Origin of the sequence: Flavobacterium johnsoniae (genome assembly GCF_030388325.1) — a bacterium.
Lineage (GTDB): Bacteria > Bacteroidota > Bacteroidia > Flavobacteriales > Flavobacteriaceae > Flavobacterium > Flavobacterium johnsoniae_C.
Genome location: NZ_CP103794.1, coordinates 115,100 through 128,752 on the forward strand (window position 1 = coordinate 115,100; position 13,653 = coordinate 128,752).

The 13,653-nt window shown below is 32.0% G+C and carries 13 protein-coding genes; 5 read left to right on the plus strand and 8 right to left on the minus strand.

Annotation, left to right across the window (positions count from 1 at the left end; translation table 11 throughout):
• Positions 1-13 precede the first annotated feature (13 nt).
• The 3 genes from NYQ10_RS00585 to NYQ10_RS00595 are packed head-to-tail and all read right to left on the minus strand — an operon-like array spanning position 14 to position 4,818.
• Entirely contained in the window at positions 14-664 is a 651-nt protein-coding gene (locus NYQ10_RS00585) for a hypothetical protein (RefSeq protein WP_289878450.1), read from the minus strand.
• Positions 661-3,126 (minus strand): TonB-dependent receptor, encoded by a 2,466-nt coding sequence (locus NYQ10_RS00590; RefSeq protein WP_289878451.1) that lies wholly within the window; start codon positions 3,124-3,126, stop codon positions 661-663. The genes NYQ10_RS00585 and NYQ10_RS00590 overlap by 4 nt, the downstream gene beginning before the upstream one ends.
• A 24-nt stretch (positions 3,127-3,150) precedes the next feature.
• A complete protein-coding gene (locus tag NYQ10_RS00595; RefSeq protein WP_289878452.1) occupies positions 3,151-4,818 on the minus strand; it encodes a M23 family metallopeptidase in 1,668 nt (555 codons plus the stop codon).
• A gap of 180 nt (positions 4,819-4,998) precedes the next feature.
• On the opposite strand from NYQ10_RS00595, the gene NYQ10_RS00600 reads away from it, so the two are divergent.
• The 3 genes from NYQ10_RS00600 (at position 4,999) to rny (ending at position 7,356) form a co-directional block, all read left to right on the plus strand.
• Complete coding sequence (locus NYQ10_RS00600) at positions 4,999-5,289, plus strand: hypothetical protein (protein WP_229355455.1); 291 nt, start codon at positions 4,999-5,001, stop codon at positions 5,287-5,289.
• Between the two features lie 4 nt (positions 5,290-5,293).
• Entirely contained in the window at positions 5,294-5,587 is a 294-nt protein-coding gene (locus NYQ10_RS00605) for a cell division protein ZapA (RefSeq protein WP_095952165.1), read from the plus strand.
• A gap of 209 nt (positions 5,588-5,796) precedes the next feature.
• On the plus strand, positions 5,797-7,356 hold the full coding sequence (gene rny, locus NYQ10_RS00610) for a ribonuclease Y (protein WP_091497308.1): 1,560 nt from the start codon (positions 5,797-5,799) through the stop codon (positions 7,354-7,356).
• 70 nt (positions 7,357-7,426) lie between these two features.
• On the opposite strand, the gene NYQ10_RS00615 is transcribed toward rny, so the two are convergent.
• The 5 genes from NYQ10_RS00615 to NYQ10_RS00635 form a co-directional block, all read right to left on the minus strand.
• Positions 7,427-8,875, minus strand: coding sequence for a sensor histidine kinase (locus NYQ10_RS00615; RefSeq protein ID WP_289878453.1), 1,449 nt, complete (start codon positions 8,873-8,875; stop codon positions 7,427-7,429).
• A 221-nt stretch (positions 8,876-9,096) separates the two neighbouring features.
• On the minus strand, positions 9,097-9,993 hold the full coding sequence (gene xerD / locus NYQ10_RS00620) for a site-specific tyrosine recombinase XerD (protein WP_289878454.1): 897 nt from the start codon (positions 9,991-9,993) through the stop codon (positions 9,097-9,099).
• A gap of 104 nt (positions 9,994-10,097) precedes the next feature.
• Positions 10,098-10,679, minus strand: a complete 582-nt coding sequence (locus NYQ10_RS00625; protein ID WP_289878455.1) for a porin family protein — start codon at positions 10,677-10,679, stop codon at positions 10,098-10,100.
• A 142-nt stretch (positions 10,680-10,821) separates the two neighbouring features.
• A complete protein-coding gene (locus tag NYQ10_RS00630; protein ID WP_289878456.1) occupies positions 10,822-11,391 on the minus strand; it encodes a porin family protein in 570 nt (189 codons plus the stop codon).
• Positions 11,392-11,592: 201 nt separating this feature from the next.
• Positions 11,593-12,147, minus strand: coding sequence for an outer membrane beta-barrel protein (locus tag NYQ10_RS00635; RefSeq protein ID WP_289878457.1), 555 nt, complete (start codon positions 12,145-12,147; stop codon positions 11,593-11,595).
• A 283-nt stretch (positions 12,148-12,430) separates the two neighbouring features.
• Between NYQ10_RS00635 and NYQ10_RS00640 the strand changes: the two genes are divergently transcribed.
• Positions 12,431-12,988, plus strand: coding sequence for a porin family protein (locus NYQ10_RS00640; RefSeq protein ID WP_289878458.1), 558 nt, complete (start codon positions 12,431-12,433; stop codon positions 12,986-12,988).
• Positions 12,989-13,111: 123 nt separating this feature from the next.
• Positions 13,112-13,525, plus strand: coding sequence for a type II 3-dehydroquinate dehydratase (aroQ, locus tag NYQ10_RS00645; protein ID WP_289878459.1), 414 nt, complete (start codon positions 13,112-13,114; stop codon positions 13,523-13,525).
• The last annotated feature ends 128 nt before the right edge of the window (positions 13,526-13,653 follow it).

The following is a 13,653-nucleotide window of genomic DNA, read 5'->3' on the forward strand; positions in this document are numbered from 1 at the left end:
ATTATCAAATATACTATTTTTGATTGTATTTTTTGTTTTTATTGAATTTTACTAAAGTAAAGATGCTAATTAAAACAATACCGAAATAGCCTAAAAAAATAAGCCATTGCTGTTTTAAAAATGCTTTTTGAAAAATAAGAAGTTCTTTCTTTCGATTTTCTTCTTCCATTAAACGCGAATTCCTTAAAGAATATTCTGCTGTTCCACAAAAAAATGGACGTTTTGTATTAGGATTTGGTTTAGCACTTGCAATTACATAAATATTATCTTCAAATAAAGCCCAAGTCGGGACTTTCTCTTCATTTATAATATTCAATATACCAACAAAAGTATCATAATCTGTTTTTGGTCCTAAATAAACTTTAGCTCCATTAATGGTATCAAAACTTTTAACTAAACTACGAGCAAAAAGTCGCAATTCTCTTAGCTTTTGTTCTTCTTTTGATTTCTGATTATTGAAATAAAATGCCTTATATTTTCTTAATTCTCCAATTTTATAATTTTCAAAATCTTCTTTATTCGGAAGAGACAAATCTACATAACTATAAACCTTAAATGCGCCTGATTGATAAAAATAAAAAACACAAAACAAAGGAATCAAAACCAAAGAAATCATTCCTGGAACGTAAAAAATCTTTTTCCTTTTTTCACGTTTTTCAATCATAACCTCGCATTAATCTTAACGTTAAAAACTCTTGAAGTCATATAATTCGGAATCGCGTATTGATTTTTAGAATACACATCGCGAACCCAAGTATTTGTAATAGCATTTTGATTATTAAAAAGATTAAAAATCTCTAAACCAACCGCCAATTCTTTAAAGTTTTTCAGCCAACCTTTTTTTGTATTCTGCGTATTACTGTCTACAAAAACTTTGGCAAAACCGATGTCAGCCCGTCTGTAGTCATTCAATCTATTTTGATACAAATAAGGATCTGTGTACGAAGGCGCACCTCCAGGCAAACCAGTATTATAAACTAAATTTAAATAGACTTTTACACTCGGAATATTCGGCATATAATCCTGAAAAAGCATTGCAAATTTCAAACGCTGATCTGTCGGACGCGCAATATATCCTTTGTTTTCGTAATTTTCTTCGGTTTTCAAATAGCCAAAACTTACCCAAGATTCTGTACCCGGCACAAACTCGCCATTCAATCTAAAATCAAGACCTTGCGCGTAGGCTTTTGCGTTATTATTGGCAACGTAGCGAATTCGGACATTATCAATCGAATACACATTTACGTCTGAAAGTGATTTATAATAAATCTCGGTAACCCATTTAAATGGGCGGTTCCACATTTTAAAATTATAGTCATTTCCTAAAACAACATGAATTGCTTCCTGTGCTTTAACATTTTGATTCACAACACCTTCTAAATCTCGAAGTTCTCTATAAAATGGAGGTTGGTGATACAATCCTCCCGAAATTCTGAAAACCATATCCCGATCCCAATCGGGTTTTATAGCAAATTGCCCACGCGGACTTACCACAAATTGTGTTTTTCCTTCTTCCAAAGCGCCTTCAACATTCCAACCTTGAAAACGCGCTCCTAAATGATACCAAATTTGGCTAGAACCAATTTCAGATTGTTTATTCCATTGCGCGTAACCTGAAAAACGATTTATGGTATTAAAATTTGTCGCACGAATATCATTATACGGCAAAAGCGGTCCCGTGTAAGGCGTATATGGCTGATTATTTTGAGGCAAAGTAATTATCGGCGGATTTATAGAAAATCCAGCAGAATCAATCATTTCCCATTCTACAATTCTATCTCTTATCGATTCTCTGGTATATTTTAAACCAAATTCTAATTGGCTTTCTTTCCATTCTTTTGTTCCTTTCAATTCGATATTAGCAATTAAAGCATCAAGATCATTTCTTGCATGATTTAATTGAGAACCGATTCCGCGAGTAAAATCAATTACTGAACTATTTGTGGGATCTTCTGTATCAACATTTCCTAAACGATATTGCGCCAAAATATCGAAATGTTCTTTTTCTTTCGTATGAAATAAAGAACCAATTAATTTTAAAGTCAATGTTGGAGAAGCTTTGAAAGTAGTTTTTAAAGCGCCGAAATAAGTATCATATTGATCTTTTTCTTGACCGTCATAATAAACCGCAAGCGCCATTGGCTGATCAACAGTTCCGAATTTTGTCTGGCGAACCAAAGGCTCGTATAAATATTTATTTTGAGAAATATTTCCCAAAAAACTCATTTGCCATTTTGAAGAAATATCATAATTAATATTCGTTTGAATATCGGCAAAAGTCGGTGTATAATTCGTCTCAGTATCCTGACTATTAACAAGCAAACTATTATTTCGGTAACGAACTCCCGTTACGGCAGACCATTTTTTATTTTTAGAAACCAAATCAACAGAAGCACTTCCTCCTAAAAGACTAGCTTCAAAAGAAGCGCCAAACTGAGTTGGTTTTCTATAAGTAATATCTAAAACTGAAGACAATTTATCTCCGAATTTTGCTTGAAATCCACCTGCCGAAAAATCTACATTCTGAACTAAATCTGTATTGGTAAAACTCAAACCTTCTTGCTGTCCCGAACGAATTAAAAACGGACGATAGACTTCGACTTCATTTACATAAACTAAATTTTCATCAAAATTTCCGCCGCGAACCATATATTGCGTACTCAATTCGTTGTTTGAATTTACGCCCGGAAGTGTTTTCAGAATGTTTTCAATTCCCGCATTTGCACCTGGAATCTTTTTTATCGTTTCGGTATCAATTGTCGCAATTCCCTGAACTCGTTTTCTATTTTTAGAAGAAACAAAAACTTCTCCCATTTGTTCTTGAGAATTATTCATAATCGGATTAAAAACAAAAACTTCATTAGTTTTCAGATTAACCGTCAAACTGATCATTTTCAAAGAAACATGGGTAAATATCAGCGAAACTTTTTTATTTGCTGGAACGATGATTTCAAAAAAACCATTTGAATCTGATTGCACAACATTTCCTTGCGAAGCAATATTTACACTTGGAACCACATGTTTATCTGCGTCTAAAATCACTCCTTTTACACGAGCGTTTTGAGCCAAAGCAACACAGCTAAAAAATAAAAAAAGAAAAGCGAATATAAACCTATTGTTATTCAAAGATTTGGATTTTATTTTTGACTTCTAAAAAAAATGAGTTTCAAAGATAGTAGTATTTCCTACATTATCTACTACTTCAATTTTTAAAAAGTTTTCACCTTCAACCAAATATTGCGGATCAAAAGTATGTGTAATTCTTCTTGCTTTATTTTCATATTCAAACAAAACCCAGCTTCCATTTAAATATCCGTTATAAGATTTTATTCCAGATAATGAATCACCAATTGTAAAATCAATTTTCTTCTGGTCGCTAATCCATTTTCCTTCAATCGGCTTAGCAATTTTTATTACAGGCGGAATAGTATCTAAAACCAAACCGTATGTACCTAAGATTTTTGCTTTTGCAGTAAAAACATTCCCTTTTCTAATCGTTCCGTTGTAGCTTGTGCCTTTTCCGATATAAAGTTTATCTCGCAAAGATTCTGGATAAATCGTGTCTTTTATTGTAATCGTAAAATTGGAATGAGCAGGAACGGTATCGTCATGAATATAAATTTTATTATTTCTGACATCAAAATTCATATTGAAATCTTCATAGAAAGTTCCAGCCGGAAAGAAGACCGACATATTTCCTTTCTCAAAATTAGCATCTTTGTTATATCTCACAAAATATTTAGAAGTAACAGGCTCAGGCTGAACAAGTGTTGTAGCGCTATCATATTCAATTGGAACTGTAATTGAATTTAAATTTCCGAAATAATCTGAAACCTCAATTTTATAGTTAGACGTCAAATTTGGTTCTGCTTTTACAATTCCGCGTAAAGAATCTGTTTTTATGATGCTTAACGCGAAAGGTGTTTTCATAAAAAGTTTCTGCACACGCTGACTCGTTTTTTTGTATCTCGAATAATCTATAAAAGCATTGATATAACGCATTTCATCAAAAGAATACGTATTAAACTGATAATTATAATTTTGATTTCCGTTTAAAAAAGTAGAAACATTAAAAACACCATTTTTATTAAAAGAAACATTATCAGTATCAGTAGCATTAATTCCGAAACCAATTTTTCCGTTTGTTTTAACTTTACTTGCAAGATAAGTTCCGTCTTTTTGCAGCGTCATATTAACAAGCAATGGCTGTTTAGACTGATTTACCGTCCCATTATCTAACGGATAAACATACAAACTAGACAAAGTTGGTTTTTTAGTATCTTTTATATTTTGGTCAAAACCAAAGAAAATCGGATTGATAACAAATTCCGTTTTAGTATCGCGGATTTCAAAATGAAGGTGCGGTCCTTCTGAAGAACCTGTATTTCCTGAAAGTCCAATTATATCTCCTTTTGTAACAGGAAGTTCTCCAGGTTTTGGAAACATTTCGATTTCATATGCTTTTTCTTTGTAATGAGTCGCTTTTACATAATCGAGAATGGCTCCAACTGGAGTTTGCAAATGTCCGTAAACAGAAGTATAACCATTTGGATGCGTAATGTAAATACATTTTCCGTTTCCAAAAGTCGAAATTTTAATTCTAGAAACATAACCATCGGCAATCGCATGTACACTTAAACCTTCTCTCTGGTTGGTTTTTAAATCAAAACCAGCATGAAAATGATTGGGTCTAAGCTCTCCAAAATTACCGGAAAGTTGCATTGGAATATCAAGCGGAGGTCGGAAATAATCTTTAGGATATTGCGTTTGGGCAAATACAGAATTACAAATTAAAAGGGCAAGTAAATAGAATCTCATAAACAACATTTTTGCTAAGATAAGCAAAAATAAGCCAATAAAAGCAAGAAAAAAGATACAAAAACACAATTAATTGAAATACATCTATTTATCTATTTTAATGCAAAAAAATCGATAAAAAATTGCATTAATAAAAAGGAATATTAACTTTGTAGGATTAAGTAATGAATAGGATGTATAATGAGTGTAATTGCCGAAATAATTGATACTCTTGAATATAAAGTCGAAAAGCTTTTTGAAAAATCAAAAGGTTTGGAGAAAAACAATCAAGTATTACGATTAGAATTAGCCAAAGCTGCGCAAATTATCCAGAAACAATCTGAGGAAATAGAAGCTTTGAAAAAGCAACAAGAAACACTTAAGATCGCCAATTCGTTGCTTGGCAGCGACAATAACAAGAGAGAGACTAAGCTTAAAATAAATTCATTAATTCGCGAAATTGATTACTGTATAGCACAATTATCAGATTAATAATATGGACGGAAAGCTTAAAATAAAAATATCAATTGCAGATCGCGTTTACCCGCTAACGGTTGAACCCGCTCAAGAAGAAGGACTTAGAAGTGCTTCTAAAAAAATTGATGCCATGATAAAGCAATTCGAAGAAAATTATGCAGTTCGTGACAAACAAGATGTATTAGCCATGTGCGCTTTGCAATTCGCATCGCAAGTGGAACAAAAACAAATTGATAACGCAATCGATGGAGAAGATACTATCGAGAGAATTAAAAAATTAAACCTGCTTTTAGATCAATATCTCGAAAATTAAACGTTCTTTACAGAAACTAAGATACTGCCTACATTAGTTCACAATTGGTAAACTCAACACTAACAATTTAGAATGAGCAAATCGTCGCTACTATAGTATGCCCTCCTTTTGGCTGGGAAACTTGAACAGTGAGTTAGCTCAAAACTTGTCTTTACGAGTTTATACAAGCAATTAATGTAGGCTTTTTTTATATATAAACCCTAACAAACATGGACATCATAACGATCATTATTGGTATTGTAGGTATTGCAGCAGGATTCGCAATAGCTAAAATTATCGAGAAAAGTAATATTTCAAACCTAATCAAAAACGCTAAAAAAGAAGCAGCTTCAATCTTAAAAGATGCTAATTTAGAAGCAGAAAATATTAAAAAAGATAAAATTCTTCAAGCAAAAGAACGTTTTATCGAACTTAAATCAGAACACGAACAAGTTATTTTAGCAAGAGACAAAAAAGTTGCCGAAGTAGAAAAACGCGTGCGCGATAAAGAATCTCAAGTTTCTAATGAACTTTCTAAAGCTAAAAAAGTTAATGACGACTTTGAAGCTAAAACGGCTGAATACAACAATAAAATTGAAGTTTTAGACAAAAAACAAGCTGAAGTTGACAAACTTCATAAAAGTCAATTACAGCAATTAGAAGTAATTTCTGGACTTTCTGCTGAAGAAGCAAAAGAGCAATTGGTTGAAGGTTTAAAAGCGGAAGCTAAAACCAAAGCAATGTCTCATATTCAAGAAACTATTGAAGAGGCAAAATTGACTGCACAGCAAGAAGCTAAAAAAATCATCATCAATACAATCCAAAGAGTTGGAACGGAAGAAGCTGTTGAAAACTGTGTATCTGTTTTCAACATCGAATCTGATGATGTAAAAGGTAGAATTATCGGTCGTGAAGGACGTAACATTAGAGCTTTGGAAGCTGCAACTGGAGTTGAAATCATTGTTGATGACACACCAGAAGCGATTATTCTTTCTTGTTTTGATCCTGTTCGTAGAGAAATTGCTCGTTTGTCTTTACACAAATTAGTAACAGACGGACGTATTCACCCTGCAAGAATTGAAGAAGTTGTTGCTAAAACAGCCAAACAAATTGACGACGAAATTATCGAAGTTGGAAAACGTACTGTTATCGACTTAGGAATTCACGGTTTACACCCAGAATTGATTAAAGTTGTGGGTAGAATGAAATACCGTTCTTCTTACGGACAAAACTTATTACAGCACTCAAGAGAAGTTTCTAAACTTTGCGGTATCATGGCTGCAGAATTAGGATTGAATGTAAAATTAGCTAAAAGAGCAGGTTTACTACACGATATTGGAAAAGTGCCAGATACAGAAAGTGATTTACCACACGCACTTTTAGGTATGCAATGGGCTGAAAAATATGGTGAAAAAGAAGAAGTCTGTAACGCTATTGGAGCGCACCACGACGAGATCGAAATGAAATCATTACTTTCTCCAATTATTCAGGTTTGTGATGCTATTTCTGGAGCAAGACCTGGAGCAAGACGTCAGGTTTTAGATTCTTACATTCAGCGTTTGAAAGATCTAGAAGATGTAGCTTACGGATTCAGCGGTGTTAAAAATGCCTACGCAATTCAAGCTGGTAGAGAACTTCGTGTAATTGTAGAAAGCGAAAAAGTTTCTGATGACAATGCAGCAAACTTATCTTTTGAAATTTCACAAAAAATTCAAACAGAAATGACTTACCCTGGTCAAGTAAAAGTTACAGTTATTAGAGAAACTAGAGCTGTTAATATTGCTAAATAATCAGGATATAAATAAACAAGAAAGGCTGTCGATTGACAGCCTTTTTCTTTTTGTATACTATTTCAAGTTTTTACATATCATTAAAAACGATTTTAAAGCTTGTCCCTACTCCTACTTCACTTTCTACTAAAACAGTCCCTTTCATCGCTTCAATTTGATTTCTGGTAATATAAAGCCCAATTCCGCGAGCTTCTTCATGTTTATGAAACGTTTTGTACATTCCGAATAACAATTCGCCATACGTCTTCAAATCGATTCCTAGACCATTATCTGTAATCTTAAGCGATTTAAATCCTTCTGATTCGATTGCAAAATCGAAAATAATAATCGGATCTCTATCTGGATGTGCATATTTTATTGCATTTGTTGTAAAATTCAACAAAACACTTTCCATATAAGCCGGATTAAAATTAACCGTCAAATACTTCGGCACATTGTTTACAATAGTTACTTTACGCTGTTTATCATAACCTTTAATTGTCGAAATAGTCTTTTCGATATATTCGCAAAGCATTAACGGAACAACAGCAATATTAATATTACTTTGCGTTTTTACAATTTGAGTCAAATTAGAAATTGTTTCATTCAAATCGTTTGAAACAGTTCTTAAATGTTCTAGCATTTCTGCCACAGTTTGCTTGTCTACATCGGCATCAATAAAATCCAGAATTGATTTTATATTTCCTGCCTGCGTGTTTAAATTATGCGAAACAATATGTGAGAAATTCAACAAACGACTGTTTTGGTCGCTGTATAATTTCATTGTTTTTATCAGTTCAAGCTCTTTTTCTTTTTGAGCAGAAACATCTGTATGTGTTCCAATTACTCGCAAAGGCTTTCCATTTTCATCACGTTTTATTACTTTTCCGCGATCCAAAATCCATTTATAATTTCCACTCGAAGTCATTACGCGATGGTAATTTTCGTAATACGGAATCTTATTATCAAAATGCTCCTGAATATCCGAATAATATTTTGGCAAATCGTCTGGATGCACAATTTTATCCCAACGCTCTGGATCATCAAAGATATCAGTCGATTCTAATTCTAAAATCTTAAGAGATAAAGAAGAATAAAAAACACTGTTTGTAACCATATCCCAATCCCAAACACCTGCTGTAGATGCATCAAGAGCAAACTGAAAACGCTCCTCAGAAATACGGAGCTTTTCTTCCTTGTCTTTTAAATCTGTAATATCTGAAACATGTCCGTAAAAAATAACCTGTCCATCTAACGCCGACTCTGTTTTAGACGAAATTTTAAACCAACGAATTCCCTTTTTAGGAAGAACCGCTCTAAACTCAATATCCCAAGGTTTAATCTCTTTTCTAGCTGTTACTAAAGATTGAAAAAACAACTCGCGATCTTGCGGTAAAATTCGATCATAAATAACAAATTTTATATCATTGGTAAAGTCTGCAGCGGTAAGTTCAAATATTTCATCGGCTGATTTACTCACAAGGGGAAATGAATAATTATTGCCAGCATCAATAACAAATTGAAAAAGTAAGTCAGGCATTTCGGCCAACAATTTTTTATAAAAATTATTTACCTCCAAGCAGTCGTCATTCCCATATAAATCAAAAACCATATAATACTTTTTTATGTAAATAAAATATTTAGAATTTTCTTTTAAAACAAAGAGAAAAATCACAACTTTTTATCCTTTTGTTTTTATTACAACAAAATTTTAACACAATATATTAATTTTTGCAATATTACATATAAAATTGCTAAAAATTATTTTCTGGGATGAAAAGTATGCATTACTTCTTTTAAAAAACTTCGATCTAAATGAACATAAATCTCTGTCGTTGTGATTGATTCATGTCCGAGCATTAATTGAATAGATCGTAAATCTGCTCCGTTTTCTAACAAATGTGTAGCAAAAGAATGACGCAAAGTATGGGGGCTTATACTTTTTTTTAGTGAAATTTTCTGCGCAAGATCTTTAATTATAGTAAATATCATGGCGCGTGTCAGCTGATTTCCTCGTCTATTTAAGAACAAAGTATCTTCAGCACCCTTTTTAATATTTAGATGAACACGAATTTCATTTCTGTAAAGATCGATATATTTTTGCGTTAAAGGACCAATCGGAACAAATCGTTCTTTATTTCCTTTTCCGGTAATTTTAATAAATCCTTCGTCAAAAAATAAATCGGAAATCTTAAGCGTAATTAATTCTGAAACACGAAGTCCGCAACCATATAAAGTTTCTAACATTGCGCGATTGCGTTCGCCTTCATTTGTACTTAAATCTATACTTTCAATTAGCGCATCAATTTCTTGAAGAGACAAAGTATCTGGCAATTTTCGCCCTGTTTTTGGCGCTTCTATTAATTCAAGCGGATTATCATTTCTATAATCTTCAAAAACCAGATAATTAAAAAAACTTTTTAATCCAGAAATAATTCTTGCCTGAGATCTTGGGTTTACTTCTTTGGCAACAGCATAAATAAATTGCTGCAAAGTTTCGACGGTAATTTTTATTGGAGAAACATCTATTTTATTGTTTTCTAAAAAAAGACACAAACGCTCGATATCGAAGCCGTAGTTTTCAATCGTATTTTTAGACAAGCCTCTTTCTATCCTCAAATACGACTGATAATCTTTTATATATCGAGTCCAATTCATATTTACAAAGTAAGTGATTTTTTAGCATAAAAGTGTCTCACATAACGATGTAAAAAAAAACCTTTCTCAAAAGAGAAAGGTTTTTAGAATATTAAATATTGAATTTACAATTTATATCCAAAAGCCAAAGAAAACATATTGCTTTTAATTTTATAATTAACATCATCAACATGAAAATCTAAGGCATTTGACAAACCTAAGTTATAACGAAGATCTACCGAACAATCTTCCAGAAAATTAATGCCGATACCAAAATTCAAACCAAAATCTATAGTTTTAGTATGATCTGTAATATTTACACCATTTTCTTCAGCTTTCATTAAAAAACCAACTTGAGGACCTGCTTGAACACTTAATCCCTGAATGACAAAATATTTAGCCAAAATAGGCAAATTTAAATAGCTCAATTTAACCTCATTATCGTACGCTATTCCATCGTTTACAAATTTATTTTTAACTCCGTGAGTTGAGTATAGAAGTTCAGGTTGAATACCAAATCTTTCATCTGTTTTAATTTCCGAAAAAATACCCACCTGATATCCCATTAAATTTTCATTTTCATGGAAATCAGAAGAGTTATTTGGAAAATTAATTCCTCCTTTAATTCCAAATCTACTCCCAGTTCCTTGAGCATTTGCATAACAAAATGCCATAACTACAAGAGCAGATAAAATATTTTTTTTCATTATGTCTTAAGATTAAATTTGTCTGCCAAATATAAAAACATACTTAGAATATATTGACTTTTATTTTAATAATAAAAATACTATACAAACAAAAAAACCTTTCTAAAAGAAAGGCTTTTTTTTATATTTTTTTATAAAAAACTTAGAATTTATAAGCTAAAGAAAGAGCTAAAACGCTATTTTTTGGACTATCAAAATACTCATCAAAATCTTCCGCATTATAATCTGCGATATTAGATACACCAACAGTATAGCGTAGATTTACCGAAAGATTATCTGTAAAATTATATCCTCCACCAAAGTTAAAACCAAAATCAGTTGATTTGTAGGCATCTTTAGCGTCGTCTCCATCAACTTTAGCAGAAACTAAAAATCCGATTTGAGGACCTGCTTCTACTGTCCATTGTTTAGTAATAAAGAATTTCGCTAAAACAGGTACATTGATATAATTTAATTTTGCATCTACATTTAAATCATCAAGCTTAGCTCCTTGCATCGAAAACAATAATTCGGGTTGAATTGCTAATCTTTCAATAACTTTAATTTCAGCAAAACCTCCAACATGAGCACCAACTAGAGATTTAGCATCCCAATAATTTCCTCCAGCAAAAGTTGTAAGGTTCAAACCTCCTTTTACTCCAAATCTTGTTTCCTGAGCATTAGAAAATGCAAAAGCCATAATTGCAATGGCAGATAAAATTATTTTTTTCATTCTAATTTGTTTTGGGTTAAAATTAATTTTCGTAATCAAATATAAAACTATACTTATTAAAAATATATTTGCAATTTAACAAAAAAAATAGTAACATATTTACAAATCGTTAAGGAGATAAAATTTCACAAGGTTTCAATTCACAAAAAAAAGCCCTTCTCAAATGAGAAAGGCCTTAAAAAACTAACTAAATGTTTTTTATTAAAACTTGTAAATTACTCCGAAAGTAACAGCACGTAAGTCAGTACCTAAACCAAAGCTATTAGTTTTTTCAGCACCATTTCCTCCATTATTGTTTACACTATACCCTAAACCAACCCAAGTAGCTTCGATAGCAAAATGATTAGACAGGAAGTAGCTTAGACCTAAACCAACATTTGCTCCAAACTCATTCTCTTTATAATCTCCACTTTTTGAGTTTGTTAAATCAAGTCCAGCTTGACCATATACAGAAAACTGAGAAGCAGGCGTGAAATAGTATCTACCAAATGCTCCAACAGTAAAATCATTAGTTTTGTCATCACCAATTTTTGTTGTTCCAAAACCTAATTTTGCTCCAATAGCAATATTCTCAGATACAAAATATCCTACACTAGGAACAAGGGTAAAGTTATTTGATTTTGCCTCTCCAGTTTTTTCAGAACCTACATTGAAAGCTCCAGAAACAAACACATCACCTTTAGAAAACCCTGTTGTCTGCGCACTAGCAAATCCAAACGTCATTACTGCAATAGCAGCTAAAATTACTTTTTTCATGTTTTATTTTTTTAATTACGAATGCCAAAACTAAGATTAGACTTACAAAAAATAATCCGCTATAAGTTTAAAAAGTATTAAAATAAGACAGAAAAAAATTACTAAACAGAAGTCTGATATTCAGAAGGATAAAAGCAATTTTAATATCAAAAAAACTTAAATTTCACATTTGAGTGGGAATTTTATTAATTATTTAATCGAAAATATAATGCAATAAAATGCTAAATCTGTAGTTTTGAACTTTAGATAACATTTAAAATACCAAATTTTAAAAAACCTATTTATGAAAAAAATACTTTTAGTAGCTGTTTTGTTCATTGCAACATCAGCAGCAGTACAAGCGCAATTATTGAAAATCGGAGTTAAAGCCGGTGTTAACTTTGCAAGTCAAACGGGAGATTTTCCAGATCAAATTAACAAGGACGGAATTACTAGCTACCATGCAGGTTTAGTTGCAGAAGTAAAATTACTAGATAAATTTTCGATCCAACCTGAGCTTTTATATTCTACCGTAGGAGCGTCATATAAATTTGACGATGTAAGTGATGATATTAAAAACGAATTGGGATATATCTCAATTCCTGTAATGGCTAAATTTTATTTAAATAACACTTTTAGCATCGAAGCTGGTCCACAAGCATCTTTCCTTGTAAGTGAAAGAAATGATTTTGATGTAAAAAATGGCGAAACTTTTGAATTTGGTCTTAACGCTGGATTAGGAGTAAAACTAACTGAAAGCATCTTTTTACAAGGAAGATATGGTATAGGATTAACGGAAGCATCAAAAAATGCTGACATTAAAAACTCTGTATTCCAAATTTCTGCTGGATTCATGTTCTAAAAAATATATCACATACTTTTACAAAAACCGTTCTATTAATTAGAGCGGTTTTTTTATTTTTACAACATTCAATGACAATTGCAAAAATCATTGCAATGCCAACATTTCAAAATAAAAAATAATATGAAAATCTGCATTATCAACGGACCAAATTTGAATCTTTTAGGAAAACGCGAACCTGAAGTATACGGAAGTCAAACTTTTGAAGATTATTTTGAAACGTTGAAAACGAAATTTCCAAATGTTGAACTTTCTTATTACCAAAGTAATATTGAAGGCGAATTGATTGGTAAAATTCAAGAATGCGGTTTTACTTTTGATGGAATTATTTTGAATGCAGGCGCTTACACACACACTTCTATTGGTTTAGGCGACGCTATGAAAGCCGTTACGACTCCAGTTATTGAGGTTCATATTTCGAATACCTATGCTAGAGAAAGTTTCAGACACCAATCTTACCTTTCTGGAAATGCAAAAGGCGTTATTTTAGGCTTCGGACTTAAAAGTTATGAATTAGCAATTCAATCTTTCTTATAATTAATTCACAATAGATGTCATCCTGAGCGAAGTCGAAGAGCTTATCACTTGTGAAGGCTTCGACATCGCTCAGAATGACAACAGCATTTTGTAATTTAACAAATTATTAATAGGCTCGCTTTTAAGTT